Source organism: Flavobacterium oreochromis, from assembly GCF_019565455.1.
GTDB classification, from domain to species: Bacteria; Bacteroidota; Bacteroidia; order Flavobacteriales; family Flavobacteriaceae; genus Flavobacterium; species Flavobacterium oreochromis.
The window spans coordinates 1,526,574-1,552,067 of record NZ_CP067377.1 but is presented as its reverse complement, the minus strand read 5'-3'; the positions used below and the strand labels follow the sequence as shown (position 1 = coordinate 1,552,067).

Sequence of the window (25,494 nt, the reverse complement as noted above, 5' to 3'; positions counted from 1 at the left end):
GTTAAAATCCAAACCTTCAAATACCGAAGCAAAAAAATAGTTTTGCAAACCGTTCTTTTTCAGGTTTTGTCAAAAGTGTTTCTTATGTAAAGCTTTCAAATAGTCGGAACTAAAATGATTACTTAAAATAAAAAACTTGACAAGTTCTTTACGTTTTTCAATCTTTTTTGGTGAATCTTTTTAACGAGAGATTCCACTCTTTCAAAAAAGCTACATTTTAAGTGTAGTGCTCTATCCAACTGAGCTAATGCAAGTGGAAATTGCATATCGGACTCGAACCGATGCTTTGATTGCTGAAACCCTATTTCAGTGCGTCTGCCATTTTCGCCATTCTTCTTTTACGAAGAAGTAGGAATCGAACCTACAAATCATTGTATTTTATGGTAAATACTAAAACCTTCAAATCAAGTTGCATAGTAAGTTGTAACACGCCTCACGCGTAACCCTCACCACATTAGTGCTATACCGAAACACCCAACAGGACTTGTTTGATATTTTTATAATTCAATGAACTTATTTTCCTTTAACAAAGATTCAAAATAAGCTACGCAATTATTTTGCGCAGCTTTTTGATTATACTTTAAAAGTCATAAATTCTTCTTTAATCTCTTTAACAATCAAAGTGTTTAAGCGTTTGTTGATTGTTTTTTGATGTTCTTTTTCTAAACTATCCCACTCGGTAGGATGATCCTTTTGAAAGTCGGTCATCACGTCTTGACTCATCCAACCTGTTAATTTCCCAAAGATTTTGGGGTGAAATTCCCCTTCTTTGCTCAATACATTGTAGATACGGTTTACCGTTACATAGTCCGTAATTTTTGACCAAATACTTTGTACTTCTGGAGGAAAATCAACCATTTGATGTTCTTTTTTAGGTTTCTCATTTTTTCCTCTTTCCGACCATTTTTCGTTTTTATTTTTTAATAAAACACGGCTTCCGTTTCCAAAGAATAAAGTATCCACAGGACGTATAATCACCCCTTCTACTATGTTGCTTTCCAAAGTGGGTAAGCCTAACCATTCAGGAATTAAACTAGTAAAGTCATTTGGGTATTTCAAACAATCCGTTAAACTTCCTTTAAATAAAGTCTTTGCATAGAAGAATCCTATTTTCTCAAACAATTTGTTCGCTAATTCAACATTCATATAGTGTGAATTATCCACTTTAATATCGAAAGCATAAAAATCATTTTCTGGACTGTAATCAATACCCTTTTGAACCTTGATAGCACCTTGTACCGTGGGAACTTCGGGATGATTGTAATGACCACCAAATAATTCACCAAACACGGTAATAAACTGTGTATTTGGGAATAATTCTTTTATTTCAAAAAATAATGACTTCACTTTAGTATGGTATTTTTCAGCCACTTTATGAGCATTGTAAAACGTATCATTCTCTTCGATAAAATCAGAACGTTTTGTAATTTTAACTTGGATACCATTAGTATAAAACGCAAAGTTTGCCCCGTGCACTTTTTCTTGTACTACATAGTCGACTGTATCAAATTCGTGTTTGATAATTTGTTCCAAAACTGTTTTTTGGTACGTATTTTCTATTGAGTTGTATTTTCTAAATTCCATTTTTTGTTTTTTGTAGTTACACAAAGTCTCACTAAGTTTTCACGAGGTCACACGAAGTTTAATTTCAACCTCTTTGTGAAACTTTATGTAATTATTTATTAATCCATTCTATAACCGTTTCCAAATACACTTGTCTAACTTCTTCAAATCGAGTGATATTCGGAATATGATTCACTTCTAATAATTTTTTATCACCATTAGGCATCACAATATAATCGTTGCCAATCATATCCATCCCTAAATGCTGCTTGATATGCTTGGTATCTGCTAATAATTCATCATCGATTTCCATCAAACAGGCATTATCTGGATGAATTGATTTTAACCAATCGTTACCTTCTAACTTAATTTGCCAATACGTATTTCCTATATTCATTATTCGGACGGCATCTCCTTCAAAATAAGGTTCTAAAGTCGATGTAAATGAACTTGTCCATTCGCCTTGAAACTTTTCTTTGTTTTCGCCACAATGCCAATTTCCCCATTTTGCTACAGTTTCTGTAGCCAAATGCACTTCTGTATGAGCGGATATAAAACCTCTTTGGTGTGGAAATTTAGTTAGCTGCATTGCTTTGATCAAACACGGAATTTTTAGTCGGCATTCAAGCATTGCCAATGGGTTAGGAAAACAAGCTCCATTCCACAAGGCTAAACCTGTAATAAAATCAAAATCATTATCATAAATTCCGTAATAGATCACTTTATCAACAGGAAGCATTCCTACTCCATTTTGTTTTTCCATAAATAGCGTACCTTCTTTTACCAGTATTTTAGGTATGGCTTGATGCCAAATGATATGTCCGTCAAAATTTTGTTTTATGGCTTGATATTCTTCTGTTTCTATGCCTATTAAGGCAATTCTATTGTGTATCATAATTCTTTATTTTGTAAACCTGTCAAGTTGTATCCCTCAACAGGTTTATTTTTGATTATTCAATTATTCCAAGTCTTCGCTGATGTTCTTTATCTCTAACATCTATGGCTCCAAAAGGGCTTCCTTTAAAATAGCCTATATTCTGGAAACCATTTTCTTCGGTAATGAGCGATTCTTTTTTAGTCACTGCACCCGTATATTTTGAGCCATAATTACCTGTTAACTTTTTTGTGGCGGGATCTACATCGCCCCAGGCAGGTGCTTTACCATTGTAAATTGGCTCAACAAAATAAGTGATACCTGTTATTCGAGATTTCATATATGTAAAATTTATTTTTTAGCGGTCATATATGTTATCGCTTTTATTTATTGGTGTTTGCAAGCAAACGAGTCATTTATAGCGATTTCATAATGAGTCTTCCTGTTTCATCGGTATTTGTTAAAAACCTTTTTAAAATGTCTGGTCTCATAATTACTTAATTTAAAATTAAACTTCATTTAGTGGACCAGATTCGACTCGAACGAATACCTCCTGTTCTTCAGACAGGCGTGCACACCGTGTACACCACTAATCCATTTTTTGTCTAGGAAGCAGGACTCGAACCTGCAACCTCCTGCTTCCAATGCAGGTAAACAACCAATCGTTATCTTCCTAGTTTTGTTGATTTGTCTGGATTCGAACCAGAACAAAGAGAGTCAAAGTCTCTTATGCTAACCCATTACATCACAAATCACTTTAGCGGCTCATACGAGAGTCGAACTCGTATCACCTGAGAGACAGTCAGGTAGGATAACCTTTACCACAATGAGCCCGTATTTTTTTAACCTTAGCAAGACTTTCACTTGCACCTGCTGAATAGAAGTCAGCTATTCTATTTTTAAACTATAAGGTCTATTATTCATAAAAAAAGCACCTTAAATAAGGTGCTCAAGATTGAAAACTATTTATATATAGCTATTTAATCACACCTTTGTGTTTTGTATTTGAATGGTAGCGCATCGCTAAATGCAACCGGTTGATATTGAAATTTATTTTCTATTGTATGTAACATATATCTTTAAAATTATTATTTATTAACCATTTATTTTCTTTTAGGGCTCCCACACTCCCAATGAATATTGGGAGTGTGATGGTCCTGAGAGATTGTCAGGAAATCTCGAAACTTCGAGGAAATTGAGCCTGTTGTTCCCTTTCTAAAGAACGCTTTTGTGATTTCATCAGGAGTCGAACCTGAACCCTTTCGCTTCGTAGGCGAACGCTCTATCCTATTGAGCTATGAAACCAGTAAGAGAGTAAGCAGATTGAAGAAGATTATTAACAAACTAATTAAAATTTAAAAGCTTACTCTCATTTAGGAATATAAAAAAGCACCCTAAATAGGATGCTTTTCTTATATCTATTATTTTCACTAATAGGTATATTTTTTTACATCCATGACTTCTAAATCAAAATCTTCAATACATTCAATGCGAACTTCTTGGGGTCCTAATTGTAGATTTTTTTGTGAACTTATCATATGTATATCTATTGTTTTCATTTTATTTTACGTTATTAGAAATGATTTATTATTTCTTTTTTTCTGGGGCAAAGATAAAGTCAAAAAAATGTAACTTCCAAATATTTTTTAAACATATTAGATTGATTTTCAATTAGTTATACTTACTTTTAAACATAAAAATTCCTGTCCGCAAACTTGCAGATGAACTCAAAATAGCCAAATGACTGTCTCTCACTTGATTAACTTTCAATCGTATTTATTTTATATTTTGTTTAAACATGTAACATTTTTTCATCTTTTTTTTGAAAAACTTTTCTTTATTGTTCAACATTCCTTTATTTCTTAGTATGTTTCAAAATTGGGAACAAAAAAAGCGTCCCTTTTGGAAGGACGCTTGATCTATTTTTTAGTTTAAAAACTTACTTCTAATACACTATCATTCAAAACATCCTGAAAATACTATGTAAAAACGATCCTTTGACACTAATTCTAGTATCATTGCGTTTAAACGAATAGGTTGTTTTGTTGTTTTCATCGGCACAAATGTAAGATAATTTTTAAAATCTCTGATTTTGAAAAGATTATTTCCTAAAAAATCCACCATCAATTCAAAAAATCTGCTTGTAAACACTGTTTAAATTGGTTAATGGGTTTCAAACGACCTCAGCAACTGGTTTTCTTCCGGTGTGATGTCCAGAACAGTATAAACAGGAATTTTTACGATTGCCATTTCATCTAGCACATCCACTAGATTTTTATAAGTAGCTTTTTTACTCGGTTTAATCTTAACAATTAATCCTTTTTTAGGATCAGCTGTTTGACTTAGTATTAATTTCGACTTTTCTACCAATTCCTTTCTTAACGATTCTTTATTGTAAGTTAAAAGCTTAGGTGATTCAATGGGTGATTCAAAATTTCCGTGGTAACTTATTATTTTATCATTTTCGCCAATTAAAATTGTCATAGTTCTTAAATCAGATAAATCAAAACACCCAATATAATCTACACAACCTCTTCCTTCAGGCATTCCTAAATCCATTATCTGGGGTCTAGACATATAAGATGTTAACATAAAAAACACCATTAATAAAAAAGCGATGCTTACCATCGCGGATAGATCCAATCGAACTGGTAACTTTTTTGACTTTTGGGTAATTGATTTTCTTCCGAATTGATTTCTTGTCTCGCTCATAACTTTTGGCCTTTAATTTACAAACACCTCCAAAAATCATACCTTTTTATTAATCAATTATAAAGTTGTTTTCGTATGTTTATTAAAATCGCTATTGCTCTATTATTGGGTAATTCGGGTAATAGTGATGATTCAGTTAATTTTTCAATAGAAGTAATTAAATCATCTGCTTTTTGTAATAACGTATCATATTCCATTGCCCCTGATTTGATAGTCAATAATTCTTCACGATTTGTAACACGGATATTCAATCTTTGTGTCTCTAAAATTTGTTGAGCTGTTTGGAGTAAACGTATGGTGTGCATCATATTTTTGCTGTCATAATTTTTTCCGTGTAGCTGATTGGTTTCGTAACGCTCTTCATTACGTTTTTCAATCCAATCCCAATACGTTGCATATTCTTTACAATATTTGGAATAGCCTTCTAAATTACATGATAGATAGCCCAGTTCTTTTGCTCCTTTTGGAATAGAGGAAACGGATACTTCATTAGAAAGTTCATTTTTTATAACGCCTTTATACCCTAACTTTTTATGTTCATCATAAAATAGTGCATATATTCCTTTAGCATTAGGAATATTAATCAAACCGCATTGTTCTTGCTTTAATTGATATTTAAATAACCAATTGGCTAGTGAAATAGAATCATAACCTTGCAAAACAGAACAAAAGTCTAACAAACTTTTACGTTCTTTACTCATTGGATTCACAATTTTCTTTTTTAATCCTCTTGCTTTTTTGATTTGAGTTATGGCATAACCTGCAAAAGTATCTTTGCAAAGTTTAGAAAGAAAGTCTTCAATTTTTAATTGATTCATTAAAGGATGCTTGTATAAAATACAATCTTCTGGAGAAGCTAAAACCTCTAAAATATTTGGATTATTTTTTAATAACAATTCCACAAAACGACCTAATTCATAATATACAATATCATTCGTTTCATTGCTAATTTGTGGAATATATTCTAAACCATAAAATTTATCTTTAGGCATGTAAAATACACCTTTTATATCAGTATCTGATGTTGGAGTATCTAACCCAAAGGACTTACTTCCCGAAATCACTTCGAAAAGGATTAGATTTTGCGATTTAAGGTCTTGTATCGTCATAATGCGTATTTTAAGTGACAAAGCTGACTCTAAAGTACGTAATTATTTTACGGAGTGGTGTTTATTTTTTAATCGCAGTTGAACTACCTTTTTGCAACCGAATTATTTAAGAGTATTATGTAGCTTCATTTATGCTAGAGGGTCGTTATTATATACCAGCAGTTGTCAATTCTATACTAGCAGATTGCAATTCTATACTAGCGATAGTCAATAGCAGCGAATGTCCTAAAAACTGTGGGAGACTATGCCATTTTTTTAAGTAACACAACGTTTCACAAAGTATGACTCAAAGTTACTCAAAGTTTCTAACCATAAAGAACGCTAGGTTTTACGCTACGTTCGCAAAGTTGCTCCGCACAGTTTGTCACTCCAAGGAACGAGGAGTCTCATAATCTTTTTTATAACTTCTAATTTCTAAATCCCTTCCTATCCCAATCTTTTCATAAAAAAAGACCTCTTCTATAAAAGTTAGAAGCAGGAAGATGAAAAAAAATATTACTTGTAATTTTACCTACTTTGTGATTTAATGTCAGCTATGTGCTTAATAAAGAATAAAAGAAAAAATACATCAAAATGAAAAATATAAAAATCACGATACCGCAGCCTTGTCACGAAAACTGGAATGAAATGACTCCAGCGGAAAAAGGTAGGTTTTGTGCGGTTTGTCAAAAAACAGTAATTGATTTTACAAAATCTACCGATAAGCAAATTGCGGAGACATTTGCAACAACACCGCAATTGTGCGGAAGGTTTTTGACCTCGCAATTGGATAGGGATTTGGTTGTACAAAACGAACGAAAATCGTTTTGGTTAGCCTCTTTATTTTTTGGATGTATCAGTTTAACCAACTTTAAAGCACAAGCACAGGGCGAACCTAGAAAAACTGTTATCACTGAGGCTACCAAAAAGCTCAGTTAAAAGTAACAGGCGATACTATTGTTGCTCCTAAAATTGTAACTGGAGTAGTGAGTGATAAAAATGGCTCTATACCTGGAGCAATTGTAAAGATTAAAGGAACAGAAACTTTCACTACTACTAATTTTGAAGGAAAATATACAATAAATGTAAAAGAAGGTGATGTATTAGTTTATACTTTTATGGGTATGGAAGAAGCTACAAAAAATGTAGGTGAATCTAGTGTAATTAATGTAGTATTAAATGATGACAATACACTTTTAGGTGAAATAGGTGTAATAAATAGAAAGAAAACCTTTATGGGAAGGATATTTCATAGAATTGGGAATTGGTTTAGATGAGAAAAAGCCAACTTAATTAGCTTTTAGAATAGAGAAACACGGATTAGAATAATTATTAAAATTTCAAGAATCTGTGTTTCAAAATAAAAGTAGGAAATGCAGATTAAGATAATTATTGGAATTTCAAAAATCTGGGTTTAAAAATTTTAGATGGTGCCTTTAATTAAAAGTTTAAATCCCAAAAAATCTCTTGCCACATCAGTAGTTGTTTCGGCTACTTCGTGAAGGGAAACCTTTTTAACCTGTGCGATAGTTTGGGCTACAAAAGGTAAAAAAGCGGGTTCGTTACGGCGTTCGTTAAATTGGGTTAATTGGCTACGGGGAACATTTTTAGGAAGCATAAAAGGCGCATCGGTTTCAATCATCATTCGGTTCAAAGGTACATATTGTATCACTTCTTTTAAATGAGCAAACCGATTCGCATCTGATATAGCTCCAGTAAAACCAAGGTAAAATCCATTATCAAGGTAATATTTAGCTTGCTGTAAAGTTCCCGTAAAACAATGAACTACCGCTGGTGGTAACTTCGATTGGTATTCTTTACAGATGACTGTAAATCGGTCAAATGCCTCTCGTTCGTGTAAAAACAATGGTTTTTTAACTTCGATAGCCAGTTCGAGTTGGGCTCTGAAACATTTTTCTTGAACTGGTCTGGGAGAAAAATCTCGGTCAAAATCAAGTCCACACTCCCCTACCGAAACCACGTGCTTTTTCTGCAAAAGCTTTCGCAATGTAGGAATACTTTGTTCGTTCATACTCTTAGCTTCATGCGGATGTATTCCTGCGGTACTATATAAGGTGTGTGGAAAATCGGCAACAATTTTATCTGATTCAATGCTGTTTTTTACGCTAGTTCCTGTAAGAATTATTTGTTCAACATCAGCATCGTGTGCATTTTGAACAATTTCGTCAATTTCATCTTCAAACTGACGATTGGTTAGGTTTATACCTATGTCAATGTACGTGATCATTATTTATTATTTGTTTGAAATTTAAAGTTTAAAGTTTGAGGTTTTGGGGTTATTTAAAAACTACATTTATTACATTATTTCTTTTTATACTATCATTCAGTTTTTCTCACTTGAATAAGTACAATAACAGGATTATTTGTTACTTTGATCTAAAAGGGTAATTTTAACGTTTGTACGCTGGTTCCTTTTAGATTTCTTTTTTGTAAATGTACACAAGCTACAGTTTTTAAGGAAAGTTCTTTTTCCAGCTCTTTTTGAGTATTTGACCTCCATTTCCTATTACCTAACTTTTTCATGTAAGGTGGTATTTTCCCATATTCATAACTTCTATAAGTTCCTTTATTGTATAGATTTCTATTTGTCATTTTTAAGAAGTCTAAAAATTTATCTTTTAGGTGCAAAGATGAACTAGTAATACGAAATTATTTTACGTAGTATTGTAATAATAGATTTTGAAAAACTTGTAAAGTTCAAAAAGAAGGCGTTTGGGACTCAAACCCAAAACTCTAGCTTGACTGGCTAGTATTCTTTCAATTAAACTAACGCCTTCTTATATGATTGGAAGCTATTAGGATTCGAACCTAAATCTCCCGATTAGCGATCGGACATTTTTCCAAAATTAAACTATTACTTCCTTTTATTGTTTTTTGCTTTAGGGAAATTGTTGGGATTCAAACCTAAAACTCCATCTGGTTGAATAGTATTTTTCCAAATTTAAACTACTATTTGCATATTACCAATTAGTAACTTTATAATTTTTTAATAAAACACCGTACCAATAGTTACTCCCTTGTATGCCTTGAATAATAGGATCCATAATTCGAGAGGCTCCATCTACTGAATCAAGTGGCGGAATATAACCCGCTTTAAACTGTTTTTCCCTCAAGGCCTCATTGGCACCAGTAGAAATCCAACCTACATCAACGCTCGTCATAAAGATATTATCATTAACAAAATCTTTTCCTGAAGTCAAGGTCATCATATTCAAAGCTGCTTTGGTCATATTTGTATGGGGATGACACTCGGTTTTATTCGTATAACTAAACATTCCTTCAGAGGAAGTTACATTCACTATAAATCTTTCTGTAAACTCCGAATTCAAAAATAACGATTTTAATTCCTTAATCAAAATATAAGGTGCGATATGATTAATTAAATTCACTTCTAATAACTCTGGTAATCCTATTTCATCTAATCTGGAATTCCAACTGTTTTTTTCTCTTTCATCAACAGGTAATCCAAACCGACTTAAACGAATGTCATTGAATGAAGTTTCACCAAAATCTAACTTTTTGATATTTGGTATAACATCTGTTGAGTTAGGAATAAGTAACGTTTCTCTACTTCCAATTTGTAATAGTTTATGTTCTTTTGCGATTAATGAGGCATAATATTTTTCATCATATTTAATCGTTTGAGCTGCATTATTAATCAATATATCAATTGATGAAAATTTACTTTTATAAAATGCCAAAAACTCATGTATCGCATTTAAGTTTCGCAAATCTAAACCATAAATAATTAAATTATCTTTCCAATTGTCATAATCTTCCTCCTGTCGTAGTTGTTCTAATGCCAACGCAGGAAAACGCGTTGTAAGTACAACGGTCGCTTTAGCACGAAGTAGTTTTAAAGCAGTGGCAAAACCTACTTTTACTCTTCCTCCAGTAAGTAGCACTTTTCGTCCTGAAAGATCAATAGTTTGAAAACGTTTATCGTAATTTTCAATAGCGCAATTAGGACAAAGACGAGGATAAAAAAAATGATTCAAATTAAACACTAAATTACAGCAATAACAATGCTTAGAAGTAGTTAAAGTTGAAAATTCGTGCTGCTTTTGTTGGTCATCATAATATAATGTTTTACCATTTAATGCGTGATTAACAATTACTGTTTCTTTAGTAATGTTTAAATCATTATCTTTTTTATCAGAGGCAATAGCCTTTTTATTTAATTTTTTTGCAGTAGTATGAATCTTAGTGATAAGTCCCGAAAACAATTTGTTATCAGGATTATCAAATGGATTGTCTTTAAGTGCTGTGAGTACTTTAAGACAAATTTCCCATTCCTTGTTCGTAAATTTATGATCCATAATTATTTTTTGGACTTATTTATAATGCAAAAGTAAATTAGAACTACGCAATTATTTTACATAAAAAAAATTCTCTATAATTAATCACACTTAATCCACTGTTTATTATGAAAATCCCACCATGATTGATTATCAAAATTTATTTCTAATAAGCATTCTATCCCCTGTTTAAAAGAATTGCCTAGTTTGGTTAGTGTTTCATCGTAGATATAAATGATTAAATTTTCGTCACATAGAATTAAATTATTTTCTTCTTGCCACTCGCCAATTTTATATAATGTAACATCACATCATTCGCTAAATAGTATTTTTTTATTTTTTAATAGCCTAACTGAAAAGTCATATTCATCAGAATAAAGGTTTTGATAAGGTTCTAGAACCAAATCTCCGTATTCAAATAGAAATTCTTTAATTTTTTCAGGTAACTTATTTATTCCTTTTACTTTCGAATAGCGATTTTTGACATTCCGATTTGGATACCATCCTGCTTTTATAAAAGAAGTTTTTATTTTTTCATTAAAATTCATATCACAATTCGTTTATTCATCCAAAAAAGGTTCTAAAAACCCAATTAATTTTGTTCCCTCTTGATTCCAGCGAATACCATTACCATTTTCGATTCGTATTTCATACACATAACCGTGTTTGTAATGACCAAAAATATTCCACCAAGAAGCATTCTTGATCACGTGGTTTATTTTTTGAACTACTAGTGCTTCCTTTTCCTGATTGTTCCCTTTCATCGTACCCCAAAAATCAGTATAACCTCGACTTAAATGTTTCTCCCAAGCCCGTCGGGCGCAACTAATTTCGTGGTTAAAAGGCAATTGACAACTCGCTAAAAGTGTTTCTTTGAGCGGCGGAATACCGTTTTCATCATTCACGCTCGCCGAGGTAAGTCGCTGACCTAAAATGAGCAACAGATTTTGAAATGGTGTTACTTCTAGTAATTGAGCGATTTTGAGACATAACTCTTCTTTATCTTCGGTTAATTCAAATACCATTTTGAACTCGTGTACGGTTTCCGAAAAATCAATTTTGATTTCTTCCTTGTATTGAGGAAGTCTATCTAAATGAACATCATTTTCAAAATAGTAATCGAGGTTATGGCAAAATTGTGTTAGGATTTCGGGATGCAGGAAACGATGGTATTTTTCTTTCCAGTCGGGATTAATTTGATTAATAGATGTTTGAATGTAGTAATTGAGCATATTTTTAACTAACCTTTGGCAAAAATAGAAAAACAAGCTGATTGAAAATAATTTACTCTTATCAATAAGTAACTATTTTCAGTAATTTTGCGATTTAATTTTTAATAATTCATTCCAAAATTCTCATTATAATGAAATCAAAATCATTATTAGTCTTATTCTTTTTTATCTCTTCACTTATTTATTGTCAAAATTATAGCTTTAACAATAATTTGTATAGGAATCAGATGCAGCAACAAGTTCAAATCAATAATCAAATGCGTATGCAGCAGCAGCAGCAAATAAACCAGATGCATATACAAATGCAAATGCAAAATATGATGAGAATGCAAATGCAATCAGTAGTTACCAAAGAAGAGAAGTTGGCTCAAGTTCAAAAAAGCATTGAAAAACTGAATAAAAACATTGAAGATAAGAAAGCTGAAATTGCTGAAAACGAGCAAAAAAAGGAAAATGCTACTGATGAAAAAAGTAAAGATGAAGCTGAAAAAAAATAAATAAATTACAAAAGAAGCTTCAAAAATATAAAGAGAAACTAAACTCAAAAAATGAAGATGCTACTCAATTAAAATCAGAAATTGCTGAAAATAATAAATTAGCTGCTGAAAGTAAAGCTAAATATGAAGCTGAAAAAGCAAAAAAAGAAGCTGAGAAAAAACAAGAAAAAGAAGAAAAGGCTGAAAAATAAAAAATTAGATAGCCGCTATAAATAAGAAGTTTATAGCGGTTTTTAATTTGGTAGAATATGTCGTATACAAGTTTACATCAAAAAATAAGGCGAAAAATCAATTCCTTGTACACAACCAACCATAGGCAAGACGTTATCGCCATTCATCGTTACTTGATACGCCTCACAGGTTAACTTGGCTATGTCTTGATACCAACTTTTAGCATACTCTGTCTGTATTTGTTCTAATTTTATTAAACAATGCAAACCTCCATGGGTTCTAATAAATGTCAAACAATCTGGATTAATAACTTTACTGACATCTTCTTTGAAACGAAGTATCGTTTCTTCAAAATCGGTTGAATTAAAATCAATATCCAAATCGAAAAATAGTTTTCTAGTAGTAGTAGTCTGAATAGCATTCAAGGCTAGTACTTGCGGATTGTATCGATGATCTTTTTGGATAATCTTATCCGTAATTTCCTTAATCGTTTTTAATCCAGCCTGATACAAATCTCTTGGATTAGGAGTAATATAAACCACCAAATTTTCTTGTTGAACGGGCAAACCATCCGATTCATAAGAACCCAACTTTACTTCCATTTGTTTCAGTTTACCTAAAATACGCTCTTTAGTGGCTGTGGTTCTTTTCAGCTGTCCTTTATCGGCTTTTAATCCTGATTCTGGATAGTATTTCTTTCGAGCTAAAAGCGTTATATAATATTGTTCATTAGGCAATAAATCAGGAAGCCAATTGATGAATTCCTTTAGTTTTTCTTCGTTTTTGATTATTTTATAGGTTGACATATTATTTAATATTAAGGTTCACAATGTTACTCAAAGTTCAACACGAAGTTTCACAAAGTACTATAAATCTTTACACATTGAGTAACATTGTACTAAACTTTGTGTGACGTTGTGTTACATTGATTCTAAAACACATTCGCCTTAAATCCTTTACTTTCAATTAAAAACGCGATTAAATTAAACCATTTGGCAGCATTTTCAAGAATATAGGCATCAGACGAAATGATTATTCCTGTTTGCTTTATAATAGTATCATCAGCTTTATCCTCCAAGCGGATTGTCCAAGTCAAATTTTCTTGACTAGCGGTTTCTTCTAGCATTTTCTTGATTCGACCGCTATTAGAAACAGGTTTATCGAAAATCCAAATTATTTCCTTTATTCCAACTACTTTATGAAAATCGACAATTGTTTGAATTGCTATAGGCGTTTGCGATACTTTTTTATAAGTTCCGTGCACACTGGATAAATCTCGATAACAACCATCAGCTCCCTGAAACAAATAAGCGCCAGAAAACAAACTTTCTAATAGAATCAAAACATTAAACCCGTCTATCACAATTGTATTTGCTTGTAACTGGTCTATATCGCACTGAGTAATTTTTACTTTATCCAGATATTGCTCTGAAGCTCCCATTCCCTGCAAAGCTTTGATTTGGCGTTGGCTCAATCGATATCGAGTACCAACTGTATGCAAGGCATTTTTAGGACTATAAGCTCTTGTTAAAAGATAATTCAAATCTTGTAAAGCTTCTTTGAAAATGGATTTTGCTTCTTGATTAAAAAAGAGATCATCTTTTGCTTCTTTGCCTCTATTGGTTTGTTTTGTCATTTGTATTTTAACTTTTACTAAGAATCATTTTTTTATAAATGCCACAGATTATATTTTAAAATTAAGTGTTTTATCCATTTAAACTACCGCGTCTTATCTTGTTGTGCAGAATGGATTCGAACTAGTATCTCTTAAATTGTTAAAAATCCCCATAAAAAACCTGAAAACAAGGCAAATGCAATTCTTTTCGCCACGTATCTACGACCTGATTTCTATCGTCCAATACAAATTCAACGAAGTATTTTTCTACAATATGCTCTTTGTAAATTTCTTTTTGATGATCGAATCTTTACGGCTGTCTTTTGTTTTTCGCATTAACAATTCATCAAATGGGATTTGGTGTTTTTCCAAAAAAACGCAACGTAGGTGCTTGGAATTTATCTTCTCTACCCGAAACCAATAATATCTTATATCCTAATTGGTGGTAATTTTTCAACACATTGGCCACAGGGACATTCAACAAATCTTCATCACATTTGCTCGCATCAAAGGGGTTTCTCCCATTCATTAAGGCTAATGTTCCGTCTAAATCACAGATAATAGCTTTAGGCAATGCTTCATTTTGCGCGATAAGTATGTTATCCAATGGCTGTCTTTTTCGGGTGGAAAAATCGAAATTGGATTTCAAGAATTGCAATTCTTTAAAGTACTTTTCAGTGACTTTTTCTGGAATAAACCGACCTGTTTCTTCAAACCTTTTTTACATCGCTTCTTTAACTCCTCTAACTCTACATCAAAAACCTTGAAACTAATATGTGCTTTTTCTATATATTTATCAATATACGTATTGATGTACTCTGCACGACAATGCGTAGCATCAACTAATACATTCACCCCTTTGTTAATCAATGCCGTAATAGATCCATCGACCATCTCGGTGATTTTTGACTCGTCTTCTGGTGCTAAGTTCGTGTTACTAAAATTCATCATTCTAAAATCGTCTCGACTCACACGCATCCAGTTAGGCTCAGTTCGTAACCAATATTCAGCAAAAGTTGATTTCCCTGCTCCTGTTGCGCCTATCAATATTTTTATTTCGGGTGTTTTCATTTCTTATTTTCTTTTTACAAAGGTTTGAAAAAATATACGCAATTATCTTGCGTTGTTTTTAAATCACACAAAATAATTATGTGCTAATAATAAACTAAAAAATTATGATAGTCATTTTAACTTTTCAAATAATAATGCAATTCCTTCTTCTTTACCCTCATCATCTTTTATCCAATAATTTTTAAACAAATTTAAATCAATATCAAATTTTCCTAATTCAGGATCAGCTATGTAAAATCGATTATTATGTATCCAATACAATAAAATAAACTTTGAATCATCCCAATGCAAGAGCAATGGTAAAGGAGCTTGATGTAGAGCTAATATATCTAATTTAACACCCAATGTTCTAAAATTAAACTGTTTTAAACATTCCTCAACTCCTAAAAGGTTGGTACCATACTCTTCATCCCATTTTGAATGTGTTTTTATTTCATCTAAAGAAGTCTCAATTTTATAATAATCACAAATCATTTTTATGCATACAGGTCCACATTCACTCTCCTGACTTTGAATAATAATTGGAAAATCTGGAATTGAATGATGAGTTGGTTTGAATATTTTATTAAAAAAAGATTTAAACATAATATATTGTTTTAAAAATTTATTTAAGATTGTTTATACCTGACAGGTTTATAAAACCTGTCAGGTATAACTACAACCTCATATCCAACTTATTTTCAATGCTTTCTCCTAAAATTCGGTCTAAAACCAAATTCTTGAGCTTGTAATTTTCGGAATGGATTTCTTGATACGGAATTTGTATCAATTTCCAATTAATCATCCAATCATTGATCGAGCATTTTAATTTGGAATCTATTTTTCGTTTTCCAATATTTGGCTTGAAATTTTCCATAAAATCTATACCGTAGATCATCGTTAAATAATGATTGTTTCGAACCTTAAACGCAGGTGGCATATTAGCAATAAAACTTTGTACAGGTTTGATCATAATGCCTTCTTCCATTTCGCTGGTAAGGCTTTCAAACCATTGATAAACTTTATGTATCGTTTCATTTCTAGTACTTTCATCCGTAAAATCGAGTACTAACATTTCATCGTCATTTACCCAACTGAAAGACGTATTATCATTAGGTATTACTTCTGTACCATCAGAAAATACTTTCTTCAAAATATTGAAGGGTTTGAATTCGATTTCACCCTCGCGACCAAAATGCTCAATTTGTGAACGATAATCGGTTAAGCCTTTTTCGTAAATTGTAAAATCCTTTAGCTTAAATGCTTCTATAGCATCGTATTGACGAATGATATGACTGGCGTATTTTTTCTTAAAATCGGAATTTGAAAGCGTTTTTTGATCACTTTGATAGTTTTGATAAGCTTCTGATTGCTTTACCTTTTCGATTTTAGCATACAAACTAGATTGTTTTAAATGGTCAAAATGTGTTTGATGGGCGTCTAAATAGCCTTTGAAATCATTTTCGACAAGTCCTTTTCCTAAAGCGTTCCAGGGTAATAACTCACTTTGAATAATAACTAATTCCAAATTTTCATTTTGCCAATCAAACTTCTCGTGAATTATTTTCAACTTTTTGATTACTTGGTCTTTATCTAACGAAGCTATTTTATAACCGTTACGGCTAACCAAATAGCTTTCTTCTAAATTTTTATTCAGATAAATATCGCAATACGACCCCATATATTTCTTTTGAAAAACCAACTTAGTAATTCCTTTACTGATGTAATATTCGATGCCTTTTTCGATACTTTCAATTTCATTACGTTCCAACGATTTGGGTGCTGGTGAAATGGTAGGTGAAAAGGCGTTGATTTTGAATTCACAAAATTTGTCAATTCGATATTTTATTTTGGTTACTTCTTCTATAGGTAAATTAATCATACTGTTCTTTTTAGTGATGATACAAACTTGTGTTGGTGACACGTTATCTAATGAATCCCCTATTTGGTCAAACACCAATTCGAAGGTATCATTCTGAAACTGATACATAAATTGGTGGAATTCATTTCCAGTCATTTCAAAATCGTGATCGTCGTGTCGCTTACTGTCTTCATCCTCAAAATAATACTTATTAAAGTCTTTATTTGGTGTAGTTATGACAATTTGGTTAAAGTTATACTTTAGCAGCTTTTCAATTAAAAGTTTAGCCTCTTCTTCCGAATTATGTTCAATTACCTCAGTCAATAAAATATCTAATTTTTGTTGTTGGTACACACCATCAAAAGCTTCCAACGAATTGAAAAAACATAAATTATCGACATTTAATTTTTGTTGTATTTGTTCACCCAAAGCCTCGAATTTCTCCTCTTCATCGATAGCATAATACGGCATTTCATACCCCATTTTTACCAATTTTCTAAAATAGATAAATTCGCCACAGCCCACATCCAAAATCTCATTGGTCAAACTGAGTTTGTCAGCAATATAATTCACTCGTTCCTGATGGTTGAAACCATAACTAAAATTGGCTACAATTCCTTGTTTGGCAAAATAGTCTTCCAACTTTGGCTTTAACAACTCAAACTGTTTATGTGTTTTGATGGCTTTTTTAATATACAGATAGAACACAAAATAAGGAACCTCCTCAAGATTGGTTAATAATCGGGTATATTTTTCAGCAAAACTATCATCAATAAAAGTGAATGGTCCATAATTGTTGGTAATATGCACAAAGACCGAAATCAAATTGAGCAAATTCACTGCTTCAAAAACGGTTTTACCCTCAATGGTCAAATGGTAATTTCGCCCTACTTTATGTTGGACACTAACCTTTGGAAAATAACGAGAGAGTAAAAACTCATTCCCTTTGATCCAACTGGAATTGATGTAAAAGGATAATACGTCAATCGTACAAGACTGATTATCTATTTCTTGATAGCTTTTAGCTAACCATTTAATTGAACTAGAAAAATAGTCCTCACGAGGTTTTAACAAAGTACCCAAAAAATCATTGCTGATATGTAGCACCACTAACGGACTCACATAACTTTGAAAATCGATAGCATTACTATCTTCAGGCAAATAACTGTATTTACTGTCTTGAAAAGTGATTTCATACTCATTTGGTGAAACACAATTACCTATGACTACACCATTTTTTAAATTTTTGGCATATAACCCAAAATCTGTGTTGGGGTTTTTATGCAGAATATCCAGTAAATACGGATTTTCAGATTTTATTTTTAGTATCATTTTTATTTATTTTCTTTATTCCTGTCAGGTTTTGGAAACCTGACAGGTGCCGAATGGCTTTTCAAATTTAGGTTTTATTTTTCTCCAAATGGTTTTAGTATAATCCTTTTCGTTTAGCATATTAAACAAAACATCTTTATGTGGATGTGCTAAAAAATAAAAAGCAGTCTCTTTTCTGGTTTCTAGTACTTTATAATAATTCTTACAATCTTCCTCAATTGCTTGGAATTGCTTTTTTAAATCAGATTCCACTTTTTTAACCCATTCAAAAAACTCATCGGGTACATTCTCTAGCAATACCTGTAAAGAAGACTCACCCGATACACATTCCCAAATATCTACCGTGGAAAATTGGGTTAGAATTCGGTGCAAACGCACATATTCTTCAAATTTAACTTTCACTCTAAATCCATTTTCAAAACGAATCACAAAACCTTCGTGATTATCCCATTGCTGTTGCGTTAACTCTTCAATTTTAGAAAAATGATTATACTCTTTCACTAATGGAAAACCTATATCGACAAGAGGCAATTCGATTCCTGTTTTTGTTTCTATAATGCCGATAAGTACCAATTTCTCTTCGTTTCCATAATCGACCACTACCCTATTTTCAGGGTAAATGATTTCAAATAAATAGGTATTACTCGGATTAAGATACGGAATCACATCCCCATACTTTTTATACAACAATTCGTTGGCTTTATCTGATTGCTCGCTCGAAAACGAACCCCGACTCGCTATAAAAGGTTTATCCTCTAACCAGTATAAAATCCCTAACGATCCATCCAATTTGTCAAAAACTTGAAACGATGAAGCAGGCAATTCTTTGGCTTCTGGTTCGCCTAAATTGAAAAACTTCGGGAAAGGTCTTGCTATAATTTTCTGTTCATCATCTAAAATTAATCCTCTACAAGCTAAAGTAACTTCATTCCAAATACGATCAAATTGGGTAAATTGGGTGTAATTATAGATATACAATTCGGCATTAGGGTGTTTATTGACCTTAATGTAGTCTTGCGCAATCATTTGCTGTAAAAGTTGTAAATCCATTTTTAATTTCTTTGCTGCAAAGGTTTAAAGGCAGTGCGCAGTTATTTTGCGTAAATTAAAAAGAATTAAAAAAACATACTTTAACTATCTTTTTTTCTTAAGGTTATATATACTTATATCATCCCTTAATAAATAATTTTCAGGAACAAAGTGCACTAATGTATTAATTATACTAGGATGTTTTTCCATCCTATTGGTAATAACTTCAAAAGCTAAAGGAGTAATACAATTTTGTAAATTGGGAACAGAATTAAAAAGCGTTTTTAAAACATCAAGAAATTGATTTGAATTTGCATCAGTAACTACATTTGTATAGAGTGAATGAATAGCTATAATTTTAGATTCATCTTCTTCTATATTGTTGATATATTTAGTTAAACACTGATGTTTGTGTTTACTGTTATGCCAACCTTCAAGAAGCCACTTTTGTCCTTCTTCGAACCGATCTAATTTATAGATTAATAAATCAGAGGCTTGTACATATTTATGTTCAGATTTAAGTCTGTCTAAAGCAATGGTATAATATTTCAATGCTTCTTCTTCATTGGCTAATAAACGATATAAATCGGCAATTTTTTCTTCATAATTTTTATAGGTTTGGTAAATCGCAATAGCTTTTTGATAGGAATGACCTAATTCATAACAACGAGCTGCTTCTATTCGTAAATAATTTTCTTTTTCATAAATGCTTGCCGCATCATTATAAAATTTACCTGTTTCTAATGCTTTTCCTGCCTTGTTAGTATCTTTTAGCAATTTTAAATAAATATGACTAGCTTTATGATATTGCCCTTTTGAATATAGTCTTCAGCTAGTTTTTCATATTGCTTTCTAAGGGCTTCAAATTTTTTATTTTCTAAGAGTACTGACGAACCTCCATTACCTGAACTATATCCCGAAAAATTTTCAGAAGATCGTAAAAATAGAAATGAAAGTAAAAATAATAGAACTACTAAGACTACTACAAAAGCTAAACCAGAAACAAGGCTTCCTATCATTCCTTTCGACATCGACATCAGTAAACAACTAATAAAAATAGCTATGAAAATTCCTGAAATAGAATTTATTCCTTTTATTTTAGTTCCTATTTTTCCAATTTCTTCGCTTAAACCTTTACCAAGGTTAGATATAACGTTTGAACCTCTAAACTCATATTTCCCGAGTAAATTCCCACGGGAGCTTCCTATGGTATCTAAAGGCAAGGCAAATTTTAAAGCTAGGTCTGGGTTTTTCTCCAAACAAGCTAGAAACTTATCCATTTCTTTTGCATTCCCTTTCATTAACTTATCTAAATTAAAAGGGGAATCCTCGGCGGTGGCTCCATCGCCCTGAATCATTTCGAGCATTTTCTTTTCGATGTCTTCCTCCTTTTTTTCAACAAAAATGCTTCTAATCATCGAAGGAATATACACCTGTTTGAAGGGAGTAACTACGGTAACTTCTTTTTCTGTAAAAAAAAATCAAGTAGTACACTCCAGTCGATAGGCGCTTCAAGTTGGTAAAAGCCAACTTCTGGATGCATCAGAAAAATGCCTTCTTCAAATAATGTTGAAAAATCGGTCTGTGACATAGTAGGTGACACAGTTGTAAACTCAGGTATAAAAAGTGTATTCTCGATACCTTGTAACAATTGGTGCACTCCTAAATTGTCTTTCATTTTTTCGGTTATATTTCCTATAACTAAACAGCCATAAAGCACATTAGCCTCCCGACTAGGAATGGCATAAAAACGTAGGTTTTGTTCCTGTATCCCTAACTGATCAAATGCAACGAGCCATTGCGAAACGGTTTCGCCACGCACTAGTAGTCCTTGTATAGGATAATTGCTTTGTGATGAAAGTTCTAATTTAAGTTGCATTGGGTATGGATTTATGAATGAATAAATTTAAAAATCTAGTTTTGAATTCTTCTTCTGTAATTTTTTTTAGATTGGAATTCTCAGGGATATAAAAATCATTACCAGCATAATACTCGTGAGTAGCTGCCACGGTGTGACTTTTCAATAAAAAAGGTATATAAATACATAGATTAGTAGAGCCGTCTTCTAATTTTAAAGTTCCGTTATCAATGGTAATTCTTCTACCATCGGCAGTATATAAACTAGAAATTTTAAAATAACACACCGCACCTAAGTCTTCTAACTTTTTCTTTAATGCTTCTACTTCTACTAAATATACATCTTCAAGAATTAGTCCACCAGAGGTGTTAATTATACTAGTCGCTTCTTTAAGTGTTTTATTAGAATTAGTGGTTATACATTTTATTATCTCAAGATTAGCTCCACTCCTATTTTTTTTAAAATATAAATTGGCTTTTTGACTGAATTGAACTCTGTTATTTCTAGTGAATTTATCCAAACCACGATGAGCAAAACCATCTCTTTTAAAATAAAAATTATCAAATTCGAATCCATTGATAAATAATGAATTTTCTACAATAAAAGCACTATCTAAAGTTTGTTTTACCGTTATTTTTAAATAACCGCTTTTTTGGAGTTGTAAGAAAGTTTGGTTATTATCTTCTATGACATCACTAGGAAATTCTATCTCTCTATCTAATCTACCAAATTCTTTAGTTGTAATATTAGCTCTATATAGTATGTTTTTTTCACTTTTACAAGTTAAAACCAAATGACCTTTATTATTTTTTTTAAGAAAGAATTGACCACTTGTTACTGGCAAATTTGCAAAAACTAACGCTACCCCTTTTTTTAAATCGGGTTTATGGAATTTAAACAAACAGAAGTTTTTAACGAAATAAAAATCGTTTTCGAACACAAACATTTTATTAAATTCAGGAACAACGTGATATAAAACAGGAGAATTCCCATCGCTTGAAAAGTTGGGTATTTCTTGTTTGTGTTGTTCTTTTTCCACAAGTCTTCAAGGGGTAAACTAATGGTTTGCAAACAGATTTTTGCTTTTGTTTGATGTTTAAAAACCTGTACAAAACCTTCTAACGAAATTGAAAAAGCATAATTAATTTGGTTAAAATGGTCGTACATCACTTTTTGAAACTTTTCTATACCAAAAACAGATTCTGATGCTATAAAAAATACTTCCGCTTGATTAGGAACTATAGTGTTTTCGTTGAAAAAAGAAACGATACCCGATGCACAATCTAATTTTCCAGAAATATTTTTAGTTGCCGTAATAATATCTGTAACCGAGGCAAAAGCCATTTCTTCTGCCTTTTCCCCTACTAAAATTATTTTGGTTGACACATCACTTTTAGGATGTTTTGCAATCGCTAGTGCTAAGGCAAACGCAATTTTTTTAGGAATCCCCCAGTTGTATATGGAAGTGTCCAAAAGAATATAGCGAACAAAAGTATTTTTTTGTGGCGGAATTTCCCTTTCTATAAATAACGCTTCATTGTTTGCCAAACGCGACATAAAAATATCATCATCATAAGCAAATTCAGAGATTAGAAGCTTGTCAAAATCTCCTTTATTGGTCAAATCAGTAACCCCTCCTAAAGGCTGAAGTCCTGCAAAATTATGATGCATAGGGACAGACAAACCTGCCCAAATGTTTTTAATTAAACTACCTATATGAAAAGTCGCTGCATCATTTATTAGAATGGTATCAAAATTAGCACCAAGCAAGGAAGTTTCTTTTTCATTAGCTACCAGCTCTTCTTTTAAAGAGGATTGAAAGTTTACATCAGTAACATTATGAAAAGCGTTGATAATGGATTCTTTTAACGGAAACGCTTTTTTTAATAAGGCTATTGTTCTAAAGTCGTTTATAAAAACAGCCTTATTAAAACGTTCTTTTTCGGTTGAAGTTAATTTATCTAAAGATATCTCAAAATCCTGAAGTACTTTTTTTTGCTTTCTTCCCTCCAATAGTATTATGCCCGTTTTGGAATAAACGTCTTATCAATAATTTTCTATTTTCACCCTGTTTGTATTCTTCAGGTAATGATTTTAAAAGATATAAAAAATCAATCGCCGATTGATAGCGGAAAAAGTCTTCTTTCAAAACAAATCTTTGTTTGTTTTCTTGGAAATTATTTTTAACAAATTCAATATCATCTTTACAGTCTGGATTAGTAGCAATTATCACGAGAAGCAATGCTCCTAAAGAAGGACAACCAGAATCTGCAATAAATTCAATAACTTCTTTGATATAGTTATGATAGGCAATTGTCACTTGGTTTGTTAACTCAAACACATATTGGGGTGGATCAGTATAATTTTCTTCACTGATATTCCAAAAATTATGTTCATAAATATTTAAATATTTTAATGCTTCATTTTCCATTTTGTACTGTCAATCTAAAGGAGCTTATTGAAAGTGGTCTCAAATTGCCTTTTTCTATTTTTATAAAACTTGATCCTTGATCAAGCACGTAAAAGTTATCCTGTGCCGGATTAATCTTCTGTTGTAGTGGTTTAACTATAAAATTATGGGGTAATTCATAGCCTGTGGGTATCACAAAACTATGGGTTATCCAGTAGGTTTGTCCTTGTATAGGCAACAAAGGTTCACCAAAAATAAAAGCTTCTTTTTCTATAATTACCCAACTTAATCGTTGTAAACGTACCAAAGAGGCCTTTGTAATATAGTCTTCTAGTAACTGTATAGGTACTTTTAAGACTAAAGGTTCGCGTACTTCTTTTGAAGGCACTAGATTTGGAATGATTTTGTCTTGAATACCAAAAAAATTGAAATTTAGTTTAGGTAATGTTATACTAAGTCCTGTTTGAATAGGTTGCCATTGAAATATATCTACCCACTTTTTTTGTGGAAGTAGCGCATTTTTTTTGAATAAGAAACCATCTTTGATTTCCCAAATCACCACGAATGGATTTTTTGCAATTTGAGGACTATTTATTTGGTCAAAAGTAAATCCTTTTAAAAATACACTTTCTGAGGCAAAAGCAATAGTAATTTCCTCCCACCCACGGAGGTTATAAATGGAATCTATGTAATTATTTTCTATTTCGATTAACCAATTCATATTCTGGTCTTCCTTTTCCGTTAGTTTTCTAAAACGAGTTTCCAAATGGAATTTACTTCGTTTAATAAATACTCTTTTTGTTCATCATTTTTAACCCAATCGCATCTGGTTTGCAAGTATCTAAGCTTGTCTTTTAGTACACTTTGCTCATTTAAGTTTACGGCTTTTGATTCCCATTTTTGCTTTAATGAAACTAGATCTTTCATTAATTCTTCAGCATTAGCTATATGATTTTGAAAGGCTTGGGGGTGATTTATTAAAGTCTCACTTTCGTTTTTATTTTTTTCTAAAGTTTCCTTAACTATCGTTTCTAATAATTCGATTTGTTCTTCATTATCCCAAATAAACTTTAAAACCCATAAATCAGAAATTATGGCCTTATCTCTGCCACATAAAACCGCACTTGCAGCAATTAAGTTTTGCAATTTAACTGCTCTACGATCGGATACTTTGATGCCTGTGTTACGTAACACGTGAATCACTTCAATAAAAGCTTGTCTAATCCCTGTAAGATCTACTTGCTTACATAGTGCTTGTAATTCTTGTATGGTATCGACCGAAATAGTTACTTTTTCGCTTACATTTTGATTTTGCTGATTCCAACCCGCTAATAATACTTCTAATAGTAAATCTGGATTTACATAATCGCATTTAACCCGAATTAAGAAACGGTCTAATAAGGCAGCTAATGCTTCATCTTCGGGCAAAGCATTACTGGCTCCCACAAACATTAAGGCTGGGAGTTTTTTTGTTTCTTTACCTCGTTTGAAGATTTTTTCATTCAATGCCATCAGTAAACTATTTAATATCGCTGAGTTTGCATTGAATATTTCATCTAAAAAAACAACCGAAGCTTCTGGTAACATACCTTCAGTATTGGTCATTAACTCGCCTTCTTTTAATTTTCTAATATCAAATGGTCCAAATATCTCATTGGGTTCTGTAAAACGTGTTAGTAAATATTCAAAATTTTTACCTCCGCTAATACGGTTTGAAAGTTCGCGTACTATAGCACTTTTTGCTGTGCCTGGAGGACCAAAAAGAAAAGCATTTTCTCGCGCCACAAGCGCAATTCCTAATAAGTCAACGATCTCATTTTTACCTACAAATACTTTTTTTACTTGTAGTAATACATTATTTAAATTTTCAACATTTTTCATTC

28 protein-coding genes, 5 tRNA genes and 1 pseudogene are annotated in these 25,494 nt (G+C 31.9%); 3 read left to right on the top strand and 31 right to left on the bottom strand.

Annotated elements, in window-relative coordinates; all coding sequences use genetic code 11:
• Window positions 1-573: 573 nt before the first annotated feature.
• From JJC03_RS07435 to JJC03_RS07395, 10 genes are all read right to left on the bottom strand, one after another.
• A complete protein-coding gene (locus tag JJC03_RS07435; protein ID WP_235874262.1) occupies window positions 574-1,584 on the bottom strand; it encodes an RNA ligase family protein in 1,011 nt (336 codons plus the stop codon).
• A gap of 91 nt (window positions 1,585-1,675) precedes the next feature.
• A complete protein-coding gene (locus JJC03_RS07430; RefSeq protein ID WP_235874261.1) occupies window positions 1,676-2,458 on the bottom strand; it encodes a hypothetical protein in 783 nt (260 codons plus the stop codon).
• Between the two features lie 55 nt (window positions 2,459-2,513).
• A complete protein-coding gene (locus tag JJC03_RS07425) occupies window positions 2,514-2,777 on the bottom strand; it encodes a hypothetical protein (RefSeq protein ID WP_088399439.1) in 264 nt (87 codons plus the stop codon).
• A gap of 183 nt (window positions 2,778-2,960) precedes the next feature.
• Window positions 2,961-3,033, bottom strand: a tRNA-Phe gene (locus JJC03_RS07420).
• A gap of 8 nt (window positions 3,034-3,041) precedes the next feature.
• Window positions 3,042-3,114, bottom strand: a tRNA-Pro gene (locus JJC03_RS07415).
• Between the two features lie 84 nt (window positions 3,115-3,198).
• Window positions 3,199-3,270, bottom strand: a tRNA-Asp gene (locus tag JJC03_RS07410).
• 398 nt (window positions 3,271-3,668) lie between these two features.
• Window positions 3,669-3,742 (bottom strand) — tRNA-Arg (locus JJC03_RS07405).
• A gap of 125 nt (window positions 3,743-3,867) precedes the next feature.
• Entirely contained in the window at window positions 3,868-3,996 is a 129-nt protein-coding gene (locus JJC03_RS17600) for a hypothetical protein (protein ID WP_258932548.1), read from the bottom strand.
• Between the two features lie 604 nt (window positions 3,997-4,600).
• The gene (locus tag JJC03_RS07400) at window positions 4,601-5,149 is read right to left on the bottom strand and encodes an ExbD/TolR family protein (protein WP_088444734.1); all 549 of its coding nucleotides are present in this window, start codon (window positions 5,147-5,149) and stop codon (window positions 4,601-4,603) included.
• A 53-nt stretch (window positions 5,150-5,202) separates the two neighbouring features.
• Entirely contained in the window at window positions 5,203-6,258 is a 1,056-nt protein-coding gene (locus JJC03_RS07395) for a nucleotidyltransferase domain-containing protein (RefSeq protein WP_088399435.1), read from the bottom strand.
• Between the two features lie 573 nt (window positions 6,259-6,831).
• On the opposite strand from JJC03_RS07395, the gene JJC03_RS07390 reads away from it, so the two are divergent.
• Both JJC03_RS07390 and JJC03_RS07385 read left to right on the top strand, forming a co-directional pair.
• Window positions 6,832-7,176 carry a hypothetical protein gene (locus JJC03_RS07390; protein ID WP_235874260.1) on the top strand — a complete coding sequence of 115 codons (345 nt, stop codon included), beginning with the start codon at window positions 6,832-6,834 and terminating at the stop codon, window positions 7,174-7,176.
• A gap of 47 nt (window positions 7,177-7,223) precedes the next feature.
• The gene (locus JJC03_RS07385; RefSeq protein WP_235874259.1) at window positions 7,224-7,514 is read left to right on the top strand and encodes a carboxypeptidase-like regulatory domain-containing protein; all 291 of its coding nucleotides are present in this window, start codon (window positions 7,224-7,226) and stop codon (window positions 7,512-7,514) included.
• Window positions 7,515-7,660: 146 nt separating this feature from the next.
• Here the strand turns inward: JJC03_RS07385 and JJC03_RS07380 are convergent, their stop codons facing one another.
• From JJC03_RS07380 to JJC03_RS07355, 6 genes are all read right to left on the bottom strand, one after another.
• Entirely contained in the window at window positions 7,661-8,485 is an 825-nt protein-coding gene (locus tag JJC03_RS07380) for a TatD family hydrolase (protein WP_235874258.1), read from the bottom strand.
• Between the two features lie 149 nt (window positions 8,486-8,634).
• Window positions 8,635-8,850, bottom strand: a complete 216-nt coding sequence (locus JJC03_RS07375; protein ID WP_235874257.1) for a hypothetical protein — start codon at window positions 8,848-8,850, stop codon at window positions 8,635-8,637.
• Window positions 8,851-9,044: 194 nt separating this feature from the next.
• Window positions 9,045-9,120: transfer RNA gene (locus tag JJC03_RS07370), tRNA-Ser, on the bottom strand.
• Window positions 9,121-9,218: 98 nt separating this feature from the next.
• Entirely contained in the window at window positions 9,219-10,577 is a 1,359-nt protein-coding gene (locus tag JJC03_RS07365; RefSeq protein WP_235874256.1) for an SDR family NAD(P)-dependent oxidoreductase, read from the bottom strand.
• 290 nt (window positions 10,578-10,867) lie between these two features.
• Window positions 10,868-11,104, bottom strand: coding sequence for a hypothetical protein (locus JJC03_RS07360; RefSeq protein WP_235874255.1), 237 nt, complete (start codon window positions 11,102-11,104; stop codon window positions 10,868-10,870).
• 12 nt (window positions 11,105-11,116) lie between these two features.
• Window positions 11,117-11,788, bottom strand: coding sequence for a tRNase toxin domain-containing protein (locus JJC03_RS07355; RefSeq protein WP_235874254.1), 672 nt, complete (start codon window positions 11,786-11,788; stop codon window positions 11,117-11,119).
• Between the two features lie 131 nt (window positions 11,789-11,919).
• On the opposite strand from JJC03_RS07355, the gene JJC03_RS07350 reads away from it, so the two are divergent.
• Window positions 11,920-12,285, top strand: coding sequence for a hypothetical protein (locus JJC03_RS07350; RefSeq protein WP_235874253.1), 366 nt, complete (start codon window positions 11,920-11,922; stop codon window positions 12,283-12,285).
• Window positions 12,286-12,548: 263 nt separating this feature from the next.
• On the opposite strand, the gene JJC03_RS07345 is transcribed toward JJC03_RS07350, so the two are convergent.
• From JJC03_RS07345 to JJC03_RS07280, 15 genes and pseudogenes are all read right to left on the bottom strand, one after another.
• The gene (locus JJC03_RS07345) at window positions 12,549-13,262 is read right to left on the bottom strand and encodes a hypothetical protein (RefSeq protein ID WP_088399886.1); all 714 of its coding nucleotides are present in this window, start codon (window positions 13,260-13,262) and stop codon (window positions 12,549-12,551) included.
• 125 nt (window positions 13,263-13,387) lie between these two features.
• Window positions 13,388-14,092, bottom strand: a complete 705-nt coding sequence (locus tag JJC03_RS07340) for a DUF434 domain-containing protein (RefSeq protein ID WP_088399884.1) — start codon at window positions 14,090-14,092, stop codon at window positions 13,388-13,390.
• A gap of 139 nt (window positions 14,093-14,231) precedes the next feature.
• Window positions 14,232-14,600, bottom strand: a pseudogene (locus tag JJC03_RS19410) (phosphatase domain-containing protein).
• 116 nt (window positions 14,601-14,716) lie between these two features.
• Window positions 14,717-15,142, bottom strand: a complete 426-nt coding sequence (locus JJC03_RS17590; protein WP_258932546.1) for an AAA family ATPase — start codon at window positions 15,140-15,142, stop codon at window positions 14,717-14,719.
• Window positions 15,143-15,253: 111 nt separating this feature from the next.
• Window positions 15,254-15,727 (bottom strand): cysteine peptidase family C39 domain-containing protein, encoded by a 474-nt coding sequence (locus JJC03_RS07330; RefSeq protein ID WP_235874252.1) that lies wholly within the window; start codon window positions 15,725-15,727, stop codon window positions 15,254-15,256.
• A gap of 70 nt (window positions 15,728-15,797) precedes the next feature.
• Window positions 15,798-18,314 (bottom strand): hypothetical protein, encoded by a 2,517-nt coding sequence (locus JJC03_RS17585; protein WP_258932545.1) that lies wholly within the window; start codon window positions 18,312-18,314, stop codon window positions 15,798-15,800.
• A gap of 24 nt (window positions 18,315-18,338) precedes the next feature.
• Window positions 18,339-19,364: an RNA ligase gene (locus tag JJC03_RS07320; RefSeq protein WP_235874251.1), complete on the bottom strand. Its 1,026-nt coding sequence runs from the start codon at window positions 19,362-19,364 to the stop codon at window positions 18,339-18,341.
• An 84-nt stretch (window positions 19,365-19,448) separates the two neighbouring features.
• On the bottom strand, window positions 19,449-20,120 hold the full coding sequence (locus JJC03_RS07315; RefSeq protein ID WP_235874250.1) for a soluble NSF attachment family protein: 672 nt from the start codon (window positions 20,118-20,120) through the stop codon (window positions 19,449-19,451).
• Window positions 20,121-20,122: 2 nt separating this feature from the next.
• Window positions 20,123-20,761: a hypothetical protein gene (locus tag JJC03_RS07310; protein ID WP_235874249.1), complete on the bottom strand. Its 639-nt coding sequence runs from the start codon at window positions 20,759-20,761 to the stop codon at window positions 20,123-20,125.
• A 32-nt stretch (window positions 20,762-20,793) separates the two neighbouring features.
• Window positions 20,794-21,222 (bottom strand): bpX3 domain-containing protein, encoded by a 429-nt coding sequence (locus JJC03_RS07305; protein ID WP_235874248.1) that lies wholly within the window; start codon window positions 21,220-21,222, stop codon window positions 20,794-20,796.
• Complete coding sequence (locus JJC03_RS07300) at window positions 21,212-22,102, bottom strand: hypothetical protein (protein WP_235874247.1); 891 nt, start codon at window positions 22,100-22,102, stop codon at window positions 21,212-21,214. The genes JJC03_RS07305 and JJC03_RS07300 overlap by 11 nt, the downstream gene beginning before the upstream one ends.
• Complete coding sequence (locus JJC03_RS07295) at window positions 22,075-23,214, bottom strand: hypothetical protein (RefSeq protein WP_235874246.1); 1,140 nt, start codon at window positions 23,212-23,214, stop codon at window positions 22,075-22,077. The genes JJC03_RS07300 and JJC03_RS07295 overlap by 28 nt, the downstream gene beginning before the upstream one ends.
• Entirely contained in the window at window positions 23,174-23,632 is a 459-nt protein-coding gene (locus tag JJC03_RS07290; protein WP_235874245.1) for a hypothetical protein, read from the bottom strand. The genes JJC03_RS07295 and JJC03_RS07290 overlap by 41 nt, the downstream gene beginning before the upstream one ends.
• Window positions 23,622-24,332, bottom strand: coding sequence for a hypothetical protein (locus JJC03_RS07285; RefSeq protein ID WP_235874244.1), 711 nt, complete (start codon window positions 24,330-24,332; stop codon window positions 23,622-23,624). Before JJC03_RS07285 ends, JJC03_RS07290 begins: the two co-directional genes overlap by 11 nt.
• Before the next feature lie 20 nt (window positions 24,333-24,352).
• Window positions 24,353-25,492 (bottom strand): AAA family ATPase, encoded by a 1,140-nt coding sequence (locus tag JJC03_RS07280; RefSeq protein WP_235874243.1) that lies wholly within the window; start codon window positions 25,490-25,492, stop codon window positions 24,353-24,355.
• Window positions 25,493-25,494 lie beyond the last annotated feature (2 nt).

Excerpts from the sequence above, each read along its gene's own strand:
- JJC03_RS07435 (WP_235874262.1), bottom strand. The coding sequence starts at position 1,584 with ATGGAATTTAGAAAATACAACTCAATAGAAAATACGTACCAAAAAACA.
- JJC03_RS07430 (WP_235874261.1), bottom strand. The coding sequence starts at position 2,458 with ATGATACACAATAGAATTGCCTTAATAGGCATAGAAACAGAAGAATAT.
- JJC03_RS07425 (WP_088399439.1), bottom strand. The coding sequence starts at position 2,777 with ATGAAATCTCGAATAACAGGTATCACTTATTTTGTTGAGCCAATTTAC.
- JJC03_RS17600 (WP_258932548.1), bottom strand. The coding sequence starts at position 3,996 with ATGAAAACAATAGATATACATATGATAAGTTCACAAAAAAATCTACAA.
- JJC03_RS07400 (WP_088444734.1), bottom strand. The coding sequence starts at position 5,149 with ATGAGCGAGACAAGAAATCAATTCGGAAGAAAATCAATTACCCAAAAG.
- JJC03_RS07395 (WP_088399435.1), bottom strand. The coding sequence starts at position 6,258 with ATGACGATACAAGACCTTAAATCGCAAAATCTAATCCTTTTCGAAGTG.
- JJC03_RS07390 (WP_235874260.1), top strand. The coding sequence starts at position 6,832 with ATGAAAAATATAAAAATCACGATACCGCAGCCTTGTCACGAAAACTGG.
- JJC03_RS07380 (WP_235874258.1), bottom strand. The coding sequence starts at position 8,485 with ATGATCACGTACATTGACATAGGTATAAACCTAACCAATCGTCAGTTT.
- JJC03_RS07375 (WP_235874257.1), bottom strand. The coding sequence starts at position 8,850 with ATGACAAATAGAAATCTATACAATAAAGGAACTTATAGAAGTTATGAA.
- JJC03_RS07365 (WP_235874256.1), bottom strand. The coding sequence starts at position 10,577 with ATGGATCATAAATTTACGAACAAGGAATGGGAAATTTGTCTTAAAGTA.
- JJC03_RS07360 (WP_235874255.1), bottom strand. The coding sequence starts at position 11,104 with ATGAATTTTAATGAAAAAATAAAAACTTCTTTTATAAAAGCAGGATGG.
- JJC03_RS07355 (WP_235874254.1), bottom strand. The coding sequence starts at position 11,788 with ATGCTCAATTACTACATTCAAACATCTATTAATCAAATTAATCCCGAC.
- JJC03_RS07350 (WP_235874253.1), top strand. The coding sequence starts at position 11,920 with ATGAAATCAAAATCATTATTAGTCTTATTCTTTTTTATCTCTTCACTT.
- JJC03_RS07345 (WP_088399886.1), bottom strand. The coding sequence starts at position 13,262 with ATGTCAACCTATAAAATAATCAAAAACGAAGAAAAACTAAAGGAATTC.
- JJC03_RS07340 (WP_088399884.1), bottom strand. The coding sequence starts at position 14,092 with ATGACAAAACAAACCAATAGAGGCAAAGAAGCAAAAGATGATCTCTTT.
- JJC03_RS17590 (WP_258932546.1), bottom strand. The coding sequence starts at position 15,142 with ATGAAAACACCCGAAATAAAAATATTGATAGGCGCAACAGGAGCAGGG.
- JJC03_RS07330 (WP_235874252.1), bottom strand. The coding sequence starts at position 15,727 with ATGTTTAAATCTTTTTTTAATAAAATATTCAAACCAACTCATCATTCA.
- JJC03_RS17585 (WP_258932545.1), bottom strand. The coding sequence starts at position 18,314 with ATGATACTAAAAATAAAATCTGAAAATCCGTATTTACTGGATATTCTG.
- JJC03_RS07320 (WP_235874251.1), bottom strand. The coding sequence starts at position 19,364 with ATGGATTTACAACTTTTACAGCAAATGATTGCGCAAGACTACATTAAG.
- JJC03_RS07310 (WP_235874249.1), bottom strand. The coding sequence starts at position 20,761 with ATGATTAGAAGCATTTTTGTTGAAAAAAAGGAGGAAGACATCGAAAAG.
- JJC03_RS07305 (WP_235874248.1), bottom strand. The coding sequence starts at position 21,222 with ATGCAACTTAAATTAGAACTTTCATCACAAAGCAATTATCCTATACAA.
- JJC03_RS07290 (WP_235874245.1), bottom strand. The coding sequence starts at position 23,632 with ATGGAAAATGAAGCATTAAAATATTTAAATATTTATGAACATAATTTT.
- JJC03_RS07285 (WP_235874244.1), bottom strand. The coding sequence starts at position 24,332 with ATGAATTGGTTAATCGAAATAGAAAATAATTACATAGATTCCATTTAT.
- JJC03_RS07280 (WP_235874243.1), bottom strand. The coding sequence starts at position 25,492 with ATGAAAAATGTTGAAAATTTAAATAATGTATTACTACAAGTAAAAAAA.